Raw genomic sequence first — 19,813 nt, forward strand, 5'->3', positions numbered from 1 at the left:
GCTTTGCAGAGGCCGCGCGACGCGCCCCTTGCGTTCGCTTTCGCCCGACGCCATAAGGCCCGCATGCCCCCGCGAGGTATCCGATGAAGAACTTTCTCCTGCAGCTGTTCACCTGGTGGCACGGCCAGACGCTCGGCACGCGCCTCCACACCTGGCGCAAGGGAACCTTCGTCGGCAAGGACGAAGAGGGCAACATGTACTACCAGGGCGGCACGGACTCCGAAGGCCGCGCGCGCCGCTGGGTGATCTACAACGGCCTCTCGGAAGCGACGCGAATCCCGCCGGGCTGGTACGGCTGGATGCATCACCGCATCGACACGCCTCCGACGGCGGAGGACTACAAGCCGCACGAGTGGCAGAAGCCGCACGAGCCGAACCACACCGGCACCTGGAAGGCCTATCGCCCGAAGGGTTCGGTGCTGCGCCCAGGCGACCGGCCCCACGTAACCGGCGACTACGATGCCTGGACGCCCGGCGGCTGACGCAGCGCGTACCGGCGGGTCTGTTGTTGCCACAATCCTTGGTTAACCGGATATTGATCGGGCGGGGCCATCATGGCGGCCCTCGCAAACGTGGCGCAGAGGATACGGTCGAAGGCTCATGACACAGACGGCATTCTCGTCCCTGCTGCGTTCGCTCGGCTGTGTTGCGATCGTATCGGTCCTGACGGCCGCCGCGCCGGCCCAGTCGATCACCATTCAGGAGAACTTCCCCGCCTCGTCCGAGAGCGAGCCGGCGGCCGAACCGGCTCCGCCCGCGCGGATCACCAATCCCGTCGCCGAGTTCACCGGGATCGACAAGATCACCGGGCGCATCATCAATTTCGACGTCTACGTCGACGAGACGGTCCAGTTCGGCGCCCTCCAGGTGACGCCGCGGGTCTGCTATTCCAGCCCCGACACTGCGGAAGCGAAGACGGATTCCTTCGTGGAGGTCGACGAGATCACCCTCGACCGCAAGATCAGGCGCATCTTCTCGGGCTGGATGTTCGCCGAAAGCCCCGGCCTCAACGCCGTCGAGCACGCCGTCTATGACGTCTGGCTGAAGGAGTGCAAGCAGGAGTCCGAAGTACCGGCACCGGAGGCCGCGAGCGCGGACTGAGGGCTTAGGGGCTGAACGTCGCCTCTCCCTCGATCGCCGCCGCCAGCATCCTCTCGTACCGGCGCCGTGGCACGTCCATGGCGCCGAAGCGCTTCAGGTGCTCGGTCGTGAACTGCGTGTCGAGGAGGATGAAGCCGCGTTCGCGCAGGCGCTCGACCAGCGCCACGAGGCAGACCTTTGAGGCGTCGGGTTCGCGCGAGAACATGCTCTCACCGAAGAATGTCCGTCCCAGCGTCACGCCGTAGAGGCCTCCGACGAGACGCTCCCCCGACCGCGCCTCGACCGTGTGGCAGTGGCCGCGTTCGAAGAGTTGGGCGTAGGCCTCGCGGATCGGTGCGTTGATCCAGGTGCTGGGGCGGCCCTGCCTCGCCTCCGCGCAACCGGCGATGACGGCGTCGAAATCGCGGTCGAAATCGATCGCGAGGTGGCCCTTGCGCAGGGTCTTGCGCAGGCTCTTCGGCACGTGGAAACCGTCGAGCGGGATGATGCCCCGGATTTCGGGCCGGACCCAGAAGACTTCCGGGTCGTCGGCGCTCTCGGCCATCGGAAAGACGCCCGTGGAGTATGCCTTGAGCAAGAGATCCGGCGGAATGCGGTAGCCGGGTGCGAAGGGGCGCTCCATCGCGGAACCTTCGGTCAGTCCTTGGCCGCCAGGTACTTTTCGAGCCAGTGGATGTCGTAGTCGCCATTGGCGATGTCGCTGTTGCCGACGAGGTCTCTGAACAGCGGCAGCGTCGTATTGATGCCGTCCACGACGAACTCGTCCAACGCGCGCCTCAGCCGCATCATGCATTCGACGCGGTTGCGGCCGTGCACGATCAGCTTGCCGATCAGGCTGTCGTAGTAGGGGGGAATTCGATAGCCGGAATAGACCGCCGAATCCACGCGGATCCCGAGACCGCCCGGGGTGTGGAAATGGGTGATCGTGCCGGGTGAAGGCGTGAAGGTGCGCGGATCCTCTGCATTGATGCGGCACTCGATGGCGTGCCCCTGGAACCTCACGTCCTCCTGCTTCACCGACAGACCGCCGCCGGACGCGACGCGGATCTGCTCGTGTACGAGATCGATTCCCGTGATTGCCTCCGTCACGGGATGCTCGACCTGCAGGCGCGTGTTCATCTCGATGAAGAAGAATTCGCCGTTCTCGTAGAGGAATTCGATCGTGCCGGCGCCCGAATAGCCGAGGTCGGCGATGGCGTTGGCACAGATGCTGCCGATGCGCGCGCGTTCTTCCGCGTTGAGGGCGGGCGAATTGGCCTCTTCCCAGACCTTCTGATGGCGGCGCTGGAGCGAACAGTCGCGCTCGCCGAGATGGATGCCGCCGCCCCGCCCGTCTCCCATGACCTGCACCTCGATGTGGCGCGGCTTCTCCAGATACTTCTCGATGTAGACCGCGTCGTCGCCGAAGGCCGCGCCCGCTTCCGAACGCGCGGTGGCAAGCGCCACCACGAGATCGTCCTCGGTGCGCGCGACCTTCATGCCGCGCCCGCCGCCGCCTGCCGAGGCCTTGATGATGACCGGATAGCCGATCTCGGCCGCGATGCGCTTGGCGTCCTTCTCTTCGGTCACCGCACCCTCGGAACCCGGCACGACGGGAATGCCGAGCCGCTTGGCGGTGCGTTTGGCCTCGATCTTGTCGCCCATGATGCGGATGTGGTCGCCGGAGGGGCCGATGAAGGTGATGTTGTGTGCGGCCAGGATGTCGGCGAACCGGGAGTTCTCGGACAGGAAGCCGTAGCCCGGATGGATGGCGTCCGCGCCGGTGATCTCGCAGGCCGCGACGATCTGGTGGATGTTGAGGTAGCTGTCGCGCGAGGGCGGAGGTCCGATGCACACGCTCTCGTCGGCGAGGCGCACATGCATGGCGTCGGCGTCGGCGGTCGAATGCACGGCGACCGTCTGAATGCCGAGTTCCTTTGCCGCGCGAAGCACTCTTAGGGCGATTTCCCCGCGATTGGCGATGAGGATCTTCTGGAACATGCGGCCCCTACTCGATCACGACGAGCGGTTCGCCATATTCGACCGGCTGGGTGTCCTCGAACAGGATCTGCGTGACGGTGCCCGCGCGCGGTGACGGAATCTGGTTCATCGTCTTCATCGCCTCGATGATGAGCAACGTCTGCCCCTCCCTCACCTTCTGGCCGATCTCCACGAAGGGCGGCGAGCCGGGCGAGGGGGCCGCATAGGCCGTTCCGACCATGGGCGAGGGGACGATCTTGTCGGAAGGCGGCGCCGGTGCCGTCGCGACCGGCGCGGGCTGCGACGCGCCGGACGGGTGTTCCTGGTACTGCGGCGCCGCCGAGTACGCGTGGACCGGCCCGTTCTGGCGCGAAACCCGCACGCGAAGATCGCCCTGCTCGACCTCGATTTCCGAGAGGTTCGTCTCGTTCAGGATGCCTGCGAGATCTCGAATGAGCTGCTGGTCCACGACGGGGTGCTTTGTCGCCATCGAACGTTCGTTCCTTCCAAACTTGTCGCGCCGCAGTCCGCAAAGCCGCCGGATGGGCTTTTCCGGCCAGGGTGCGAACCGCACGTGGTACGCCGGCTGCGAGGCTCGCAGGAGCCATGCGCGCCTGCTATGACACGGCGGGACCCTCTATAGTAGCCATAGGACGCAAGCGAAAGTGTGCAAGTGCCTATCTTGCGCTCTGCACAGCCTTCGGAGCGTCCGCATGTGGCGCGAGGCGCTTCAGCAGGTCGCCTCGCCGCATTGACCGAGATTGGCGACCTTCTCCTCCAGCACTTGCCGGCCAAGCGCGCCGTAAATCACTTCCTCGCCCACTACGTAGGAAGGCGTGCCCGAGATGCCGAGCTGGTTCGCCAGTTCGTAGGTCTGGCTGAACGTTTCGTTGATGGCGGGGTCCTTCATGGCTTCGCGCAAAGCCGCTTCGTCGGCACCGAGCGACAGGGCGATTTTCATCGCACTGTCTTCGTCCGCCTTGGCGGCGCCGCCGAGGAGTTCGGCGTGGAACTCGCCGTATTTTTCGGGCATCAGCTTGTGAAAGGCCATCGAGACCACGTGCGCCTTCATCGAGTCAGGCCCCAGGATGGGGAATTCCTTCAGCACGAAGCGCACGTCCGGATTGGCTTCCGTCATGGCAAGCATGTCGCCCATCGCCCGTTTGCAGTAGCCGCAATTGTAGTCGAAGAACTCGACCAGCGTGTATTTCGCCTCGGGATTCCCGTAGATGCCGTCGTGCTCGGACGAGAAGATGTGCTCGTTCGCGCTCCGGATCGTCTCCAGCTGTGCGACGCGCTGCTCTTCCTTCTGCTTGGCCTCGAGCGCTGCCTGCGCTTCGAGCAGCACTTCCGGGTTGGAAAGGAGGTAGTCGCGGATGATCGCCTCGATAGCTGCGCGGTCGATGGGGGCGGGTGCGTTCGCCGCCGTTTCCGCCGCGATGACGGATTGCGGACCCGGGACGGAGCCGAGGACGAGGATTGCCGCCGCGACGGCGAACCTCCCAACGCTGAAACCGAGAAACTTCCTCATGGTCACCCTTTCCGACCGACGCTGCCCGTCATTTGCGAGGCGGCTTCATGTTGATGATGTCCTGGGCGCGGACCCAACCCGGGGCGCCCGTCTTGAATTTCTGCTGCGCCCGCGCGGCGAAGATGCGCGCTTCCTTGTACGAGGCGGAATAGAAGTGCGCTTCCGCGGTCGCGAGTTCGGCCTCCGCCACGTCTCCGAGGCGGCCGTAGGCTTGCGCAAGGTGGAAGTAGGCGTCTGGATTGTCGCCGTCGCGGCGCAGCGCCTCCCGGATTTCCTTCACCGCCTGGCGTATGGCTGCATCATCGCCGGTCGCGATCAGGGCCTTGCCGCGCTGGATCTGGATGAGTTCTTGCTTGCCGGGGGAGAGCGATAGGGCCGTGGAATAGGCTTTTGCGGCTTCCGACGGCTTGTTGGCGCGCATCAGGATCTCGCCGCGCATCTCGTGGAAATACGGGTTCTTGGGGTAATCCTTCAGAAGCGCGTCGACCTTGGACAAGGCATTCGTCGGGCTGCCGCGCAGGTGCGTGTTGACGACATCGGCGTACCGCGCCGGCAAACCGACCGGATCGTACCGGAAGAGCCGCGCGGTGGCGGAAGGTCCTTCCGTGTACGCCGCGATCTTGGCGCGCATCAGGTCGTGGCGTGCCTGCAGCGTCGCTGGATCCTTGCTGTCGAAATAGGGACTCTCGCGCGCCACCACTTCGAGATTGGCGATACGTTCGCGCGGCATCGGGTGGCTGACCTGGTATGGGTCTACCCGCGCGCCCGAAAGGGCGAGCGCGCTGGCGAAGCGGCTGAAGGTCTTCAGCATGCCCTCGGCCGATTGGTTCGTCTTGCGCAGATATTCCAACGCGGATCGGTCGGCGGCCAGTTCCTCGGTTCGCTGGTAGCCGAGCAGGCTGCGCCGCGCGATCTCCGCTCCGCCCATGGCGATGCCGGCGCCCGATTGCGCGATGCCGCCATTGTTGGCGAGCGCCCCGCCGACGGTCGCTCCGAGGCCGAGCAGCGTCGCCACTACCGCCATCGTCTGGGCGCGGGCCAACTGGTCGCGCAGCCGTTCCTGATGACCGCCGGCCAGATGGCCCGCCTCGTGGGCGATGACGCCGATGATTTCGCTGGGCGTCTCCGCCGTCAGAAGGGCGCCGGTGTTGATGAACATGCGGCGGCCGGCGACGAAGGCGTTGAAGCTGGGGTCGTTGACGAGCACGATGTCGACGCCGGCGTTCTGCAGCCCCGCTGCGGCGAAGATGGGCTTGGCATAGTCGCGCAGCAAGGTCTCGATTTCGGCGTCGCGCACGACCGGCAGCGATCTCTGCTGGGCGTGGGCGGCGATCGTCGCTCCGGCCACCAGTTGCAGAACAGCCAGCGATGTGGCTACTCCGCGCAAGGGGCGGCCGACGAACTGCGAGATCGATTTCAGGAATGGCGACATTGCGCAACTCGTAGACGAGCTTGTCGAGCGGTGGAAGGCGTGGCTGCCTTTTTCATGCTTTTGTGATCCGCATGGCAATCCGGCAAATGTACGGCGTCGGTGCGAATCGCCACTTCGAGAATGGAAACGGATGAAAGCGACGATATCGAGACGCAGCAATATCGAGCCGTTCCACGCGATGGACGTGCTGGCCGAGGCGAACCGGCTGAAGGCGGCCGGCGTGCCGGTGATCTCCATGGCCGTCGGCCAGCCGTCCGATCCCGCACCGCTGCCGGTGCGCGAGGCCGCCGCGCGGGTCGTGCGCGATGGCAGGATCGGCTACACCGATGCTCTCGGGCTGATGTCGCTGCGTGAGGCGATCGCACGCCACTATGTCGATCACTATGGAATAGAGGTACCGCCGCAACGGATCGTCGCGACCACGGGATCGTCCGCAGCCTTCAACCTCGCGTTCCTCGCCATGTTCGACGCCGGCGACCGCGTCGCGATCACGGCGCCCGGCTATCCGGCCTATCGCAACATCTTGAAGGTCCTCGGCATCGAGGCGGTCGAGATCGACCTCGGTAGCGCCGGCTACCTGAAGGCGAGCCATCTGGAGGAGGCGCATCGGTCGCGGACCTTCGATGGGCTCCTGTTCGCCAGCCCGGCAAATCCGACGGGCTCCGTCATCCCGCGCGCCGAGATCACCCGAATTCTCCGGACCGCGGAAGACCTCGGCGTCTCCGTCATCTCCGACGAGATCTACCACCGACTCGCCTACGAGCAGCCGGACACCACGGCGTTGGCCCTCGACCCGGACACGGTGGTGATCAACTCCTTCTCCAAATACTATTGCATGACCGGCTGGCGCATCGGCTGGATGGTGCTGCCGGAACAGCTGTTGCGGCCGGTCGAGCGGATCCAGCAGAGCCTCTACATCTCCGCGCCCGAGATATCGCAGCATGCAGCCATCCGCGCCTTCGAGGCAACCGGGGAACTCGAGGCGGTGAAGGCGCGCTACGCGGAGAGCCGCAGGATGCTTCTTGAACGCCTCCCCAGGCTCGGCTTCGGGATCGCGGCGCCGCCGGACGGCGCCTTCTACGCCTATTGCGACGTGTCGCGGCATACCAACGACAGCATGGACTTCGCCCGCCGCATGATCGCAGAGGCACATGTGGCGGCGACGCCCGGCCATGACTTCGATCCCGTGAACGGCCACCGGACGATGCGCTTTTCCTATGCCGGCTCACCCGCCGACATGGTGGAAGCCATGGAGCGGCTGGAGCGCTGGCTGGGGCGCGCCTGACCATGGCGGAGATCGGGACCGCGCTGGCGCAGATCGCTGCTGAAATGGCAAGTGCCGAGGACCGCGGCGCTGTTGCGACCTACATCCCGCAGCTCGGCAAGGTCGATCCGCAGCGCTTCGGCATCGCGGTCGCCATGAACGATGGGCGGGTGTTCGCCGAGGGCGACGCGGACGAGCCCTTCTCGATCCAGAGCGTCTCGAAGGTCTTCACGCTGACGCTCGCACTGGGAAAGATCGGCGATGCGCTTTGGCAGCGGGTTGGGCGGGAGCCGTCGGGCAATCCGTTCAATTCGATCGTCCAGCTCGAACACGAGCACGGGATACCGCGCAACCCGTTCGTCAACGCGGGCGCGATCGTCGTGACGGATGTGCTTCTGGCTGGCCACCAGCCGCGGGAGGCGATCGGCGAAATCCTGCGCTTCGTGCAGTTCCTGTGCGACGACGACAGCGTCCATATCGACAGGTCCGTCGCCGCCTCCGAGCAGGCCACCGGCTTCCGCAACTTCGCGCTCGCCAACTATATGCGCTCCTTCGGCAATCTGACGCACGCGCCGGAGATGGCGCTCGGCGTCTACTTCCACCACTGCGCCTTTGCCATGACCTGCCGACAGCTCGCGCTGGCCGGTCGCTACCTCGCCAATGGCGGGCGTCACGCCGGAACCGGGCATACGGTGATCTCGATGGAGCGGGCCCGCCGCATCAATGCGCTGATGCTGACCTGCGGCCACTATGACGGATCGGGCGAGTTCGCCTTCCGCGTCGGAATTCCGGGCAAGAGCGGCGTGGGCGGCGGCATCCTCGCCGTGGTGCCGGGCGTCGCCTCGATCGCGGTCTGGTCGCCGGGGCTGAACGCCAACGGCAACTCCAAGCTCGGCTCGTTCGCACTGGAGCGGTTGGCCAAGCTCATGGACTGGTCGATCTTCGCCCCCTGACGGACGCCGCCGGGGTCGACCTCAGAAAACGGAATGGGGCGCCGGATTGCATCCGGCGCCCCATGTCAATTCCGCGGGAGAAAGTTTCAGAAGAAGCTCTTCCGCTGCCACCAGCCGGCCTTGCGCGGCTTGGCCTCCTCGCTGGCCGGCTGCTCGCCGGGCACCGTGGAAGTGACGACGGGTTCCGTCGCCACGGCACTGCCGGGCTTGCGCCGCGTGGGACGGGCGGCTTCGGCTTCCTCGGCGGTCGCAACTGCCTCGGCCGGCTCAGTCTCTTCCACCGGCTTCGCCGGCTCCGCTACCTGGATAGGCGTTGCGGGCTCGGCTGCCGCGGACGCATCGGCCACCGTCTCCGCCGCGTCGAGTGCTGGAGGCGCCTCGGCCTCGATGGCCGCAGGCGCTTCCGAAACCGCTTCGGCGGTCGCCTTCTTGGTGCTCTTGCGGGGCTTGCGTTTCGGCTTGGCAGGGGCCTCTTCCGCCGCCACCTCAGCCTCACCCCCGGCTCCCGTCTCGGTCGCAACCTCCGCCGGAGCTTCGGCCGATGGCTCGGCCATCGGCGGCGTCACGGGTTCCTCGGCGCCGGCAAGGGCCTCGGCTTCGTCCGGCGTCTCGTCGCCGGCCTCCGCGGTCTCGCCGTCATCCCGACGGTTCTTGCGGCCGCCGCGCTTGCCCCGCCGCCGCTTCTTGGGCTCGCCCTCGTCCGTCTCTGAGGTGGAAACCTCGCCGGTCATGTCGGCGACAGCTTCCGCAGCCGTCTCGGTGTCGGCAGCGGTCGCGCCGGAGGGTTCCTCGCCGTCGTCTTCCGCTCCGGCCGTCTGACCAGCATCGTCCGTCTGGTCGCGATCGCGCCCGCCGCGCCGCCGACGGCGCCTGCGGCGTTTGCGGCCCTGGCCCTCGTCTCCGTCGTCGCGGCGCGGCTGCTGCGGGCGGGCTTCGGTCTCGACGACCTCTTCCTGCTCGTCCTCGGCCTCCGGTTCGACCTCGACGTAGGTGTCGGGCTCAGGTTCCGGATAAGTCGGAAGCACGGGTATGATCACCGGCTTCTCGACCGCTGCGCCGCGCGTGATGGCGTAGTGCTGTGTGCCTATGCTCTCGTCAGCCTCGATCGTGATGGTCAGCCCGAAACGCTGTTCCAGATCGACGATGTTGCTGCGCTTGTGGTTGAGGACGTAGAGCGCGGTCGCGACCGGCGTGCGCACCGTGATGTGGCTGCGGTTGTCCTTGAGCAGATACTCCTCGATCGCACGCACGACATGCAGCGCGACCGACGAATCGGAGCGCACGTGACCGGTGCCGCCGCAATGCGAGCAGGGTTTCATCGTCGATTCGAGCACGCTGGCGCGGATGCGCTGGCGCGACATTTCCAGAAGCCCGAAATGCGAGATGCGGCCGACCTGGATGCGGGCGCGGTCCTGTTTGAGGTGATCCTTCAGCCGCTTCTCGACGGAGCGGTTGTTGCGCTTCTCCTCCATGTCGATGAAGTCGATGACGATCAGGCCGGCCATGTCGCGCAGCCTGAGCTGCCGCGCCACTTCCTCGGCCGCCTCCAGGTTGGTCTGGAGGGCAGTGTCCTCGATGGAGTGCTCCTTCGTGGAGCGTCCCGAGTTGACGTCGATCGCGACCAGCGCCTCGGTCTGGTTGATAATGATGTAGCCGCCCGACTTCAGCGTCACCTGCGGCTGCAGCATGCGGTCGAGTTGGGCCTCGATGCCGTTGCGCGCGAAGATCGGTATCACGTCGCGATAGGGCTGGACCACCTTGGCATGGCTGGGCATCAGCATGCGCATGAAGTCCTTGGCCTCGCGGTAGCCTTCCTCGCCGGCCACCTGGATCTCGTCGATATCCTTGTTGTACAGGTCGCGCACCGAGCGCTTGATGAGCGAGCCTTCCTCGTAGACGAGGCAGGGGGCGGTCGATTGCAGCGTTAGCGTGCGCACGTTCTCCCACAGCCGCATCAGGTACTCGTAGTCGCGCTTGATCTCGGCCTTGGTGCGGTTGGCGCCGGCGGTGCGCAGGATGACGCCCATGCCCTGCGGCACGTCGAGTTCCCTGACGACGTCCTTCAGACGCTTGCGGTCGGGCGCGCTGGTGATCTTGCGCGAGATGCCGCCGCCGCGCGCCGTGTTCGGCATCAGGACGGAATAGCGGCCGGCAAGCGACAGGTAGGTGGTGAGCGCGGCGCCCTTGTTGCCACGCTCCTCCTTCACGACCTGGACGAGCAGAATCTGGCGGCGCTTGACGACCTCCTGGATCTTGTACTGCTTGCGGTATCCCTTGCGCCGGTTCGGCAGTTCCTCCAACGCGTCCTCGGCGCCGACCGATTCGACCTCGTCGCGTTCGTCGCCGTTGTCGTCATGGTCGCCATTGCCCGGCGCATCGCCACCCCGACGCCGGCCGCGGGAGCGGTCCGGCCCGTCCTGCGTGTCGTCGTCCGAAAGCGGTTCGGAGACGACGTCGGCCGAGACCGCGGCCGCGATGGTTCCGGGGTTGCGCGGCGAACCGTCGTCATCATCTTCATTCGGGTGCTGGTCGCCGGAAGGCTGATCGTCCTCCTGCCGTTCCTGCGCGGATGCGGATTGCTCCGCTCCGCTCTCGTCGGGGGACGATTCGCCCGGCGTATCCTCCCAGCTTTCCGTCGACGCCTCGTCGCCGTCGGAGCCTGCCGCGTCCTTGCGGTTGCGGCTGCGGCTGCGCCCTCCGCGGCGGCGCTTGGACTTGCCGCGTTCGGAGCGCTCCTCCTCGTCGTCCTCGTCGTCCTCGTCTGCTGCCTCGGCTTCTGCGCGAAGCAGCGCCTGTCGATCAGCGAAGGGGATCTGGTAGTAGTCGGGATGAATCTCGCTGAAAGCAAGGAAACCATGGCGGTTCCCGCCATACTCGACGAACGCCGCCTGGAGCGACGGTTCGACCCGCGTGACCCGGGCGAGATAGATGTTTCCCTTGAGCTGTTTCTTGTCTTGCGACTCGAAGTCGAATTCTTCGATGCGGTTACCGCGTGTTACGACAACGCGTGTCTCCTCCCGGTGGGAGGCGTCTATAAGCATTTTGTTGGGCATTATTGAATGTCTCCCCGGCAGCCGCCACCGGGGGCCGTGGCGTTGTAGCGCCGCGCCGCAGGACAGACGGAACAGTCGTGCCGGACAATTTGTCGTCCACCCTCACGCACGAGACCAGCGCCGGAACGCATCCGACCGCAGCCGAAGCGGCGCGGGTGTGGGGGGATGCAGTTCTTGAAGCGCCAAAAGCCATCGCGTTTCCAGGCGGAACCATTACAACCTAGGCCCGGGCGAGCCGGACCAGCTCTTTGCTCATACAGAGCCGGCGCGGAAAACACTTCCGGCCGTTTTCATCAGCCAAGGTATTCGGTTGACCGCGAATGCCTTGACGAAAACTTCAGGGACCACTACGCGCCGAGAATCGAGCCGTTGCTGGATTGCGCGGATCGCCTCCGGGAAGGAAAAGGGAGGCAGCGGGCGAGCCCGAGCGTTGAAGTAACCCAACGACGCTTTTATGATTTGGCTGCGTCGAAGGCAACCCCCGATTCCGATGCCGGCAAAGCCGAGCGGACCGTGGCGCGGTGCCGGCAAGGCTTGGTTAACCGCGTGCGGATACGATCCGTTAACGTATGATGATCCGGGGGTCTCTGGAAAACCGTGCAAGGTATGGACGAGGTCGATTTGAGAGGTCTGAAGAAAATCTTTGGATTCGCTGCGCGATCGAAGTCCGCGGTCGTGCTGGCCGCTATGCTGATGCTGCCGGTCGTTGGCGTACCTGCGGCGCCGGTCGACGCGGAAGAGACGATGATGGCGCGCGGCTACCGCATGGCTGGAGACGCATCGCGGGCACGCGTCGTGATGGAGTTCGACAAGGAGCCGCAGCTGAAGTGGTTCATGCTTCGCGCTCCCCACAGGCTCGTGATCGACCTGCCGGAAACGCTGTTCGCGTTCGACGCGGAGGCGCTCGAACCACGCGGGCTGATCGGCGGCGTGCGCTACGGAAATCTCGGGAACGGCAGTTCGCGGATGATCCTGAGCACCAAGGGACCCTTCACTGTCGAGAAGCTGTCCCTGCTTCAGAACGAGAATTCCCCGGGCTACCGTCTGATGGTCGACATGGTGGCCGATTCGGAGGCGGCCTTCGAGCAGGCGCTCGCCGATCAGGCCGAGACCACCGGCTCGACGGTGAACGTGGACAAGAAGGACCGCCTGGGAGACGCGCCGGAGCGGCCGGATCGTCCGTTCACGGTGGTGATCGATCCTGGGCACGGTGGAATAGACGGTGGAGCCAGGGCGGTCGACGGGACCGCCGAAAAGGACATCACGCTCACCTTCTCGAAGGTTCTGAAGGCACAGCTCGAGCAGAGCGGCCGTTACAACGTGTTCCTGACGCGGGACGATGACACGTTCCTGCGGCTCGACGAGAGGGTGGGGATCGCCCGCCAGCACGAGGCAGACCTCTTCATCTCGATCCACGCCGATACGATCAACATCAAGAACATCAGCGGCGCGACCGTCTACACGATATCCGAGAAGGCATCCGACAACCTTGCCAAGGCGGCGGCCGAGCGCGAGAACCTCGCCGATTCGATGGCGGGGATCGAGATCGCGGAGGAAAACCAGCAGGTCGCCGACATCCTGTTCGACCTCGTACGGCGCGAGACGCACGGCTTCTCGGTCAGTTTCGCGCGCTCGCTGGTCGGCGAACTGTCGGACACGATCGAACTCATCAACAACCCGCAGCGCTCGGCCGGCTTCCGCGTCCTGCGCGCGCCAGACGTTCCCTCGGTGCTCGTGGAACTCGGCTATCTCTCCAATCCCAAGGACGTCGCCAAGCTGGAAGACCCGGAATGGCGCGAGAAGGCGGCCAGGAGCATCGGCGCGGCGATCGCGATCTTCGCCGACGCCAAGGTGGGAGCGGGCGGTTGACAGCCTCGGGCAGATGCGGTCCGGCGGCCGGCCGGGCACACGGTTTCGCGGCGGCCGTCAAGGACGGTTGCCGCATTTTCTTCACAACGAGCGCGCAAAGAACGGTTCGAGGTGTCGGTCTGCAATGCACTCCAACGGGGGCGTCGGTAACGGCGCGGGAATGCAGGGCGTCCGGATTGGAGCGGGTATGATTCGACTGATTGGATATTTCTTCGGCGTGGCGATCATGCTCGGCCTGCTCGTGGCCGCCGGTATCGGCATCTACATCAGCGAGTTGACCAACGATCTGCCCGACTACGAAGTGCTCGCGAAATACGAACCCCCGGTGACGACGCGCGTCCATGCCGCCGATGGCGCGCTGATGGGCGAGTTCGCGCGCGAGCGGCGTCTTTACCTGCCGATCCAGGCCGTCCCGGACCGTGTGAAGGCAGCATTCCTGTCGGCCGAGGACAAGAACTTCTACACCCATCCCGGCATCGACCTGACCGGCCTCACGCGCGCGGTTATCACCAACGTCCAGAACATGGGCTCCGGTCGCCGTCCCGTCGGCGCATCGACGATCACGCAGCAGGTCGCGAAGAACTTCCTGTTGACGTCGAAGCAGACCTACGACCGCAAGATCCGCGAGATGATCCTCGCCTTCCGCATCGAGCAGGCCTATTCCAAGGACCGCATCTTCGAACTCTATCTCAACGAGATTTTCTTCGGCCTCGGGTCCTACGGGATCGCCGGCGCCGCGCTCGCTTATTACGACAAGTCGGTCAACGAGTTGACCGTCGGCGAGGCCGCCTATCTGGCCTCGCTGCCCAAGGGGCCGTCGAACTACCATCCCTTCCGCCACACGGAGCGCGCGATCGAGCGCCGCGACTGGGTGATCGACCAGATGGTGGCCAACGGTTATGTCGATGGCGCGGAAGGCGCGAAGGCCAAGGCGGAGGGCCTCAACGTCAAGCCCCGCAGTCGCGGCAACTATCTATTTGCCGGAGAATATTTCACCGAGGAAGTCCGCCGCGAGATCATGGATCGCTACGGCGAGGACGCGCTCTACGAAGGCGGGCTGTCGGTCCGCACGACGCTCGATCCGAAGCTCCAGGTCATCGCCCGCAAGGCGCTCCAGCACGGCCTCATCCGCTACGACACGCTGCGCGGCTATCGCGGTCCGGTGACCCAGATCGACATCTCCGGCGACTGGGGCGTTCCGCTTGCAGAGGTTCCGGCGTTGAGCGACGTGCCGGAATGGAAGCTCGCGGTGGTGCTGGAAGCGGGCGCGGATGGGCTGACGCTTGGATTGCAGCCGGGGCGCGAGGTTTCCGGCGAGGTCGTTGCGGAGCGCGAGAAGATTTCCGTACCGACCGACGACATGAAGTGGGCGATGAGCCACCTCGTCGACGGCAAGCGCCTGAAGGCCGACACGCCGGCAGACGTGCTGAAGCCGGGCGACGTCGCCTATGTGGAGAAGAAGCCGGAAGGCGACGGCTGGATGCTGCGGCAGGTGCCGCAGGTCAGCGGCGGGCTCGTGGCCATGGATCCCCATACCGGCCGCGTCCTGGCGATGGTCGGCGGCTTCTCGTACGCGGAATCAGAGTTCAACCGCGCCACGCAGGCCTACAGGCAGCCCGGTTCGTCCTTCAAGCCGTTCGTCTATGCCGCCGCCCTCGACAATGGCTACACGCCGGCATCGGTGGTGCTCGACGCGCCGATCACCATCACCATCGGCAACGAGGTCTGGTCGCCCAAGAACTACGGCGGCAAATCCGCGGGTCCCTCTACGCTGCGCGCCGGCATCGAGCGCTCTCGCAACCTGATGACGGTGCGCCTTGCCAACGACATGGGAATGCCGCTGGTCGCGGAATATGCCGAACGCTTCGGCGTCTATGACAAGATGCCGCCACACATCGCGATGTCGCTCGGATCGGGCGAGACCACCGTCATGCGCATGGTGTCGGCCTATTCGGTGTTCGCCAACGGCGGCAAGTCGATCAAGCCCTCGCTCATCGACCGTATCCAGGACCGCTACGGCAAGACCGTCTACAAGCACGATGAGCGCGGTTGCGAGGGCTGCAACTCGACCGCGTGGAACGGCCAGCCGGAACCCGAACTGATCGACAATTCCGAACAGGTGCTCGATCCGATGACTGCCTACCAGATGACTTCCATGATGGAAGGCGTCGTGCAGCGTGGCACCGCCACCACGGTTTCCGAACTCGGCCGCCCGATCGCCGGCAAGACCGGGACGACCAACGAGGAGAAGGACGCCTGGTTCGTCGGCTTCACGCCCGACATCGTGGTCGGCGTCTACATGGGCTACGACCAGCCCAAGCCGATGGGCAAGGGCTCGACCGGCGGCGGCCTCGCGGCGCCGATCTTCAAGGAGTTCATGGCCGAGGCGCTGAAGGACATGCGTCCGGTCGATTTCCAGGTGCCGGAAGGCATGAAGCTGATCGCCATCAACCGGCAGACCGGCATGCAGGCGACCGAGGGCCAGCCGGGCGTGATCATGGAAGCCTTCAAGCCCGGCACCGGGCCCGCCGACAGCTACTCCATCATCGGCGGCGATTTCGGCACCTCGGGCGGCGGGGCGGCGATCTCGCCGTCGGCCAGCCGGGCGATCCAGACCGGCGGCGGCGGGCTTTATTGATCTTCGCCGGCCATCATCCTATGTGGTGATTTCTTTACAGCCGCGGACCATGCCCTTATGGTCCGCCGCGATCCATCAACCCTTGAAACGGAAAGAGCAGGCAAGCTGCCATGCGCGCGGAAACGCAGTATCTGGTCGACGAAATCAAGCAGGGCATAGGCCTGCTGAGGAGGCATCTTTGACTGGGATCAGGCCGTCAAGCGTCTCGACTATCTGAACGTGCTCGCCGAGGACGGCGAACTCTGGAACGACCCTCAGAAAGCGCAGGATCTGATGCGCGAGCGCCAGTCGCTCGAAGACCAGATCGCCGCCATCAGGCGCCTCACATCGAGCCTCGACGACGGCGTCGGGCTGATCCAGCTTGGCGAGGAGGAGGGCGACGAGGGCGTCGTCAACGAAGCCGAGGCTTCGATCAGGGACCTGAAGTCGGAGATCGACGCCCGCCAGATCGAGACGATGCTCTCGGGCGAAGCGGACAAGAACGACGCCTATCTCGAAGTGCATGCCGGCGCCGGCGGAACCGAGAGCCAGGACTGGGCGAACATGCTCCTACGCATGTACACGCGATGGGCCGAACGGCGGAAGTTCAAGGTCGAAGTGCTGGAACTGCACGACGGTGAGGAGGCGGGCATCAAGTCCGCGACGCTGCATATCAAGGGCCACAACGCCTATGGCTGGCTGAAGACCGAATCGGGCGTGCATCGCCTGGTCCGCATTTCGCCGTATGACAGCAATGCGCGACGGCACACCTCGTTTGCCAGCGTCTGGGTTTACCCGGTGATCGACGACAGCATCGAGATCGACGTTTCTGAGTCGGACGTGCGCATCGACACATATCGCGCGTCGGGCTCGGGCGGCCAGCACATCAACACGACCGATTCGGCCGTGCGCATCACCCACCTCGCGACAGGCATTGCCGTCGCCTGCCAGCAGGAGCGCTCACAACATAAGAACAAGGCCAAGGCCTGGGAGATGCTGCGTTCGCGCCTCTACGAAGCGGAACTGCAAAGGCGCGAAGAGGCGGCGAACGCGACCGAGGCTTCGAAGTCCGACATCGGCTGGGGACACCAGATCCGATCCTACGTTCTCCAGCCCTACCAGCTCGTGAAGGACCTTAGGACGGGCGTGGAAAATACCAACCCGCAGGGCGTGCTCGACGGCGATCTCGACGAATTCATGGAAGCGTCGCTGTCGCAGCGCATCGACGGCGGGGCGACACAGGTCGCCGACCTGGATTAGGCGAAGAAAAACATAAGTCGACGCGCTACAGGAGCGTGCCGATCGCCTTGCCGGCCTTGAGGAATTTCACCGGGTTCAGCGGCTTGTCGTCGCGGCGAATCTCATAGTGGATGTGGGGTCCCGTCGAACGTCCTGAGCTTCCGGCGAGGCCCAGAAGCTGGCCCACCTCGATGGCCTGGCCCTCCGTCACCTTGATCTCGCTGAGATGGGCAAACCGCGTGGTCAGTCCGTCGCCGTGGTCGATCTCGACCATGCGCCCGTAGCCGCCATTCCAGCCGGCCTTTGAAACGGTTCCCGTTCCCGTGGCATGGACCGGCAGGCCGATCGATGCCCGAAAGTCTATGCCGGCGTGGAAGGCCGGCTTGCCGATGAGCGGATCGCGCCTGACGCCGAAACCGCTGGTGACGACGCGGCCAGGCGCGGGATTGGCAATCGGCATCTTCGTGGCGGCGTCGCGCACGCTGTCGAGTTTCGACAGGGCCTCGTCGAGTTCCTCGACCTCGCTGTCGAACGACTCTGCTCCTGTCACCGGCACCAGCGGCCCTCCGGCGTCGCTCGACCCGTAGGTCGCATCGATCTCGAGACCGGCCGATTCCAGCGCGGCGACGATCGTGTCGGCGGTCTTGTAGGCATTCTCTGTGAGGGTTCGGATCTTTTCGAGCTGACGGGACTCGATCTCCCGGAGGGACTTGTTGATCGTCAGGAACATGAGATCGGCCCTGTCCGCGATCGAGGCGGATCCGGCTTTGCCCGCAGTGCTTCCCTTTGTGATTCGCGCCAGTGCGGCGACGGCGGAATTGGTCACGGCGGACGCGGCATAGGCATTCGCGGGAGCGATATCGGCGCGAACCTCCGGCTTTGCGGAAGGAATGGGGATGTCGGCGGATCCGGCAGAGGCGCCCGCCGCCTTTTCGAGGAGCGGCAGCATGCGTCCGTTGCGCTCCGACAGTTCTTCCTGGCGGTCCAGGAGTTCGGCCACCTTGCTTTCCATCAGCCGCTGGTCGAGCAGTTGTCGGCTGGTGATCCGGTCGACCTGGGTCCGCAGCGCGGAGATGCGGTCCTCATAGGCCTGTTGCAGCCGCGCCTGCCGCGCGACTGTCGCACCGATCAGATCGTCGCGAAGCACTAGGTAGGAGGTGGCGAGAAGGTAGCCGATGGCGATGGCGGCAAGGACAGAGCCGCACAGGGCCGCCATCCAGGGCCGGACCGTGAAATGCCTGATATCATCGCCGTGCGCGATGATGATCGTGTGGGGTTCCTTGCGCTTTCCGAAGACGGCCGACGAGCGGGTTTGTGACACCGGATACTGCTTCCATTGGGCAAACTTTACGGAAGCTGATTAGACATCGTTAGGGTTAAGAAAGGTTTTCGGGCCGGCGCCGCTGGCGGGCTTCAGCGTGATGACGCGCTCAGGGCGCAGTAGAAGAGGGGGGTGAGACCGGCTTCCGACCGCGCGCGATCGTTGAAGGGCGGCTTCAATTCGCCCCGGAAGTTCGCGCGTACCAGTTCCTGGAACCGCTGCGCGGGGTTGATGCGTTCCCGGGCGCAGTAGAAGCGGAACCACTTGGCGCCGATCGCAACGTGCTTCTTTTCGTCCTCGTAGATGATACGCAGGATCGCCGCGGTTTCCTCATCGCCGGTCTCGACCATCTTTTCCAGCAGGGAAGGCGTGACGTCGAGGCCGCGCGCCTCGAGGATCAGCGGCACCACCGCGAGCCGCGCGTGGAGGTCGTTGCGGGTCTGGTGCGCCGCCTCCCACAACCCGCCATGCGCCGGCAGATCGCCATAGTCGCCGCCGAGATCGCGCAGGCGGTTGCGCAGCAGCGTGAAGTGCTTGGCCTCCTCGAATGCGACCTCCATCCAGCCGTCGAAGAAGCTCGCCGGCGGCCGTTCCGCCGCGAATCGCGCCACGATGTCCAGCGCTAGGTCGATCGCGTTGAGTTCGATGTGGCAGAGCGCGTGGATGAGCGCCATGCGTCCCTTCTGCGTGTGCAGGCCGCGCCGGGGCACGTGGCGCGGCTCGACGAGTGCCGGTCGCTCCGGTCGCCCCGGCGTGTCCGGCGGAAGGGGATCGAGTGGGCTCAGGATGGAGATCGATCGCGAGAACCAGCGGTCTGCAACTGCGCGGACGATCGCCGTCTTGCGGTCGAGGTCGGCGGCGGACACGGCATCGACACACCCGCCGCGCAGGCTTTCTGGACGATACGCGATGTCCTCCATGATATCGGCGACGATTAGGACGCCCTGACGGCGTCTAGGACGGCCTGCGCGTGACCCGGGACCTTCACCTTCGGCCAGACCTGACGCACCTTTCCGTCGGGTCCGACCAGCACGGTCGTGCGCTCGACGCCCATGTACTTGCGCCCGTACATGCTCTTCTCCACCCAGACGCCGTAGGACTCCAGCGTGGACTTCTCCTCGTCCGAGGCGAGTATCACGGACAATCCGTGCTTCGCCTTGAATTTGTCATGACTTTTTGCGCTATCGGGCGAGATACCGACGATCGACGCGCCGGCCTTGTCGAATTCCGCCTGGAGGGCTGAGAAATCGACGGATTCGGCGGTGCATCCGCTGGTGTCGTCCTTCGGGTAGAAGAACAGGACGACGTTTCTCCCGCGCAGGGCCGAAAGACTGATGGTCCCGCCGCCATCGCGCGCGAGTTCGAAATCCACTGCGTCCTGTCCGATTTCCGGGAGGGGCATCTTCGATCCTTTCTTTCTCGGTGACCGCAAGCCGGTTCGCCATATAATGAACGTCGTGGATTCGTCCATGGA

16 protein-coding genes are annotated in these 19,813 nt (G+C 65.2%); 7 read left to right on the plus strand and 9 right to left on the minus strand.

Annotation, left to right across the window (positions count from 1 at the left end):
* Nucleotides 1–83 precede the first annotated feature (83 nt).
* Together ABGN05_RS29180 and ABGN05_RS29185 are read left to right on the plus strand one after the other, a co-directional pair.
* Nucleotides 84–482 carry an NADH:ubiquinone oxidoreductase subunit NDUFA12 gene (locus tag ABGN05_RS29180; RefSeq protein WP_367957557.1) on the plus strand — a complete coding sequence of 133 codons (399 nt, stop codon included), beginning with the start codon at nucleotides 84–86 and terminating at the stop codon, nucleotides 480–482.
* Nucleotides 483–600: 118 nt separating this feature from the next.
* Nucleotides 601–1,101: a DUF2155 domain-containing protein gene (locus ABGN05_RS29185; protein WP_367957558.1), complete on the plus strand. Its 501-nt coding sequence runs from the start codon at nucleotides 601–603 to the stop codon at nucleotides 1,099–1,101.
* Nucleotides 1,102–1,105: 4 nt separating this feature from the next.
* Here the strand turns inward: ABGN05_RS29185 and aat are convergent, their stop codons facing one another.
* The 5 genes from aat to ABGN05_RS29210 form a co-directional block, all read right to left on the minus strand.
* A complete protein-coding gene (gene aat / locus ABGN05_RS29190) occupies nucleotides 1,106–1,723 on the minus strand; it encodes a leucyl/phenylalanyl-tRNA--protein transferase (protein ID WP_367957559.1) in 618 nt (205 codons plus the stop codon).
* Between the two features lie 14 nt (nucleotides 1,724–1,737).
* Entirely contained in the window at nucleotides 1,738–3,081 is a 1,344-nt protein-coding gene (gene accC / locus ABGN05_RS29195; RefSeq protein WP_367957560.1) for an acetyl-CoA carboxylase biotin carboxylase subunit, read from the minus strand.
* Between the two features lie 7 nt (nucleotides 3,082–3,088).
* Nucleotides 3,089–3,550: an acetyl-CoA carboxylase biotin carboxyl carrier protein gene (gene accB, locus ABGN05_RS29200; RefSeq protein WP_367957561.1), complete on the minus strand. Its 462-nt coding sequence runs from the start codon at nucleotides 3,548–3,550 to the stop codon at nucleotides 3,089–3,091.
* A gap of 240 nt (nucleotides 3,551–3,790) precedes the next feature.
* On the minus strand, nucleotides 3,791–4,591 hold the full coding sequence (locus tag ABGN05_RS29205) for a DsbA family protein (protein ID WP_367957562.1): 801 nt from the start codon (nucleotides 4,589–4,591) through the stop codon (nucleotides 3,791–3,793).
* 28 nt (nucleotides 4,592–4,619) lie between these two features.
* Complete coding sequence (locus tag ABGN05_RS29210) at nucleotides 4,620–6,023, minus strand: M48 family metalloprotease (protein WP_367957563.1); 1,404 nt, start codon at nucleotides 6,021–6,023, stop codon at nucleotides 4,620–4,622.
* A 130-nt stretch (nucleotides 6,024–6,153) separates the two neighbouring features.
* On the opposite strand from ABGN05_RS29210, the gene ABGN05_RS29215 reads away from it, so the two are divergent.
* Both ABGN05_RS29215 and ABGN05_RS29220 read left to right on the plus strand, forming a co-directional pair.
* Nucleotides 6,154–7,308, plus strand: coding sequence for a pyridoxal phosphate-dependent aminotransferase (locus tag ABGN05_RS29215; protein ID WP_367957564.1), 1,155 nt, complete (start codon nucleotides 6,154–6,156; stop codon nucleotides 7,306–7,308).
* 2 nt (nucleotides 7,309–7,310) lie between these two features.
* Entirely contained in the window at nucleotides 7,311–8,240 is a 930-nt protein-coding gene (locus tag ABGN05_RS29220) for a glutaminase (RefSeq protein ID WP_367957565.1), read from the plus strand.
* Nucleotides 8,241–8,326: 86 nt separating this feature from the next.
* Here the strand turns inward: ABGN05_RS29220 and ABGN05_RS29225 are convergent, their stop codons facing one another.
* Nucleotides 8,327–11,293 (minus strand): Rne/Rng family ribonuclease, encoded by a 2,967-nt coding sequence (locus ABGN05_RS29225; protein WP_367957566.1) that lies wholly within the window; start codon nucleotides 11,291–11,293, stop codon nucleotides 8,327–8,329.
* Nucleotides 11,294–11,899: 606 nt separating this feature from the next.
* On the opposite strand from ABGN05_RS29225, the gene ABGN05_RS29230 reads away from it, so the two are divergent.
* The 3 genes from ABGN05_RS29230 to prfB all read left to right on the plus strand — a co-directional run bounded on the left by ABGN05_RS29230 (nucleotide 11,900) and on the right by prfB (nucleotide 17,039).
* Nucleotides 11,900–13,162 carry an N-acetylmuramoyl-L-alanine amidase gene (locus ABGN05_RS29230; protein WP_373695995.1) on the plus strand — a complete coding sequence of 421 codons (1,263 nt, stop codon included), beginning with the start codon at nucleotides 11,900–11,902 and terminating at the stop codon, nucleotides 13,160–13,162.
* Between the two features lie 187 nt (nucleotides 13,163–13,349).
* A complete protein-coding gene (locus ABGN05_RS29235) occupies nucleotides 13,350–15,800 on the plus strand; it encodes a penicillin-binding protein 1A (RefSeq protein ID WP_367957567.1) in 2,451 nt (816 codons plus the stop codon).
* A 110-nt stretch (nucleotides 15,801–15,910) separates the two neighbouring features.
* Nucleotides 15,911–17,039, plus strand: a protein-coding gene (prfB, locus tag ABGN05_RS29240; protein WP_367957568.1) for a peptide chain release factor 2 whose coding sequence is annotated in 2 segments (ribosomal slippage) — nucleotides 15,911–15,976 and nucleotides 15,978–17,039 — 1,128 coding nt in all. Because the reading frame shifts where the segments join, the coding sequence is not laid out codon by codon here.
* A gap of 25 nt (nucleotides 17,040–17,064) precedes the next feature.
* On the opposite strand, the gene ABGN05_RS29245 is transcribed toward prfB, so the two are convergent.
* From ABGN05_RS29245 to ABGN05_RS29255, 3 genes are all read right to left on the minus strand, one after another.
* Nucleotides 17,065–18,339, minus strand: a complete 1,275-nt coding sequence (locus ABGN05_RS29245) for a M23 family metallopeptidase (protein WP_367957569.1) — start codon at nucleotides 18,337–18,339, stop codon at nucleotides 17,065–17,067.
* 92 nt (nucleotides 18,340–18,431) lie between these two features.
* On the minus strand, nucleotides 18,432–19,259 hold the full coding sequence (locus ABGN05_RS29250; protein WP_367957570.1) for a ferritin-like domain-containing protein: 828 nt from the start codon (nucleotides 19,257–19,259) through the stop codon (nucleotides 18,432–18,434).
* Nucleotides 19,260–19,273: 14 nt separating this feature from the next.
* Complete coding sequence (locus ABGN05_RS29255; protein ID WP_367957571.1) at nucleotides 19,274–19,741, minus strand: peroxiredoxin; 468 nt, start codon at nucleotides 19,739–19,741, stop codon at nucleotides 19,274–19,276.
* Nucleotides 19,742–19,813: the final 72 nt, after the last annotated feature.

This window comes from Aquibium pacificum (genome assembly GCF_040839445.1).
Lineage (GTDB): Bacteria > Pseudomonadota > Alphaproteobacteria > Rhizobiales > Rhizobiaceae > Aquibium > Aquibium pacificus.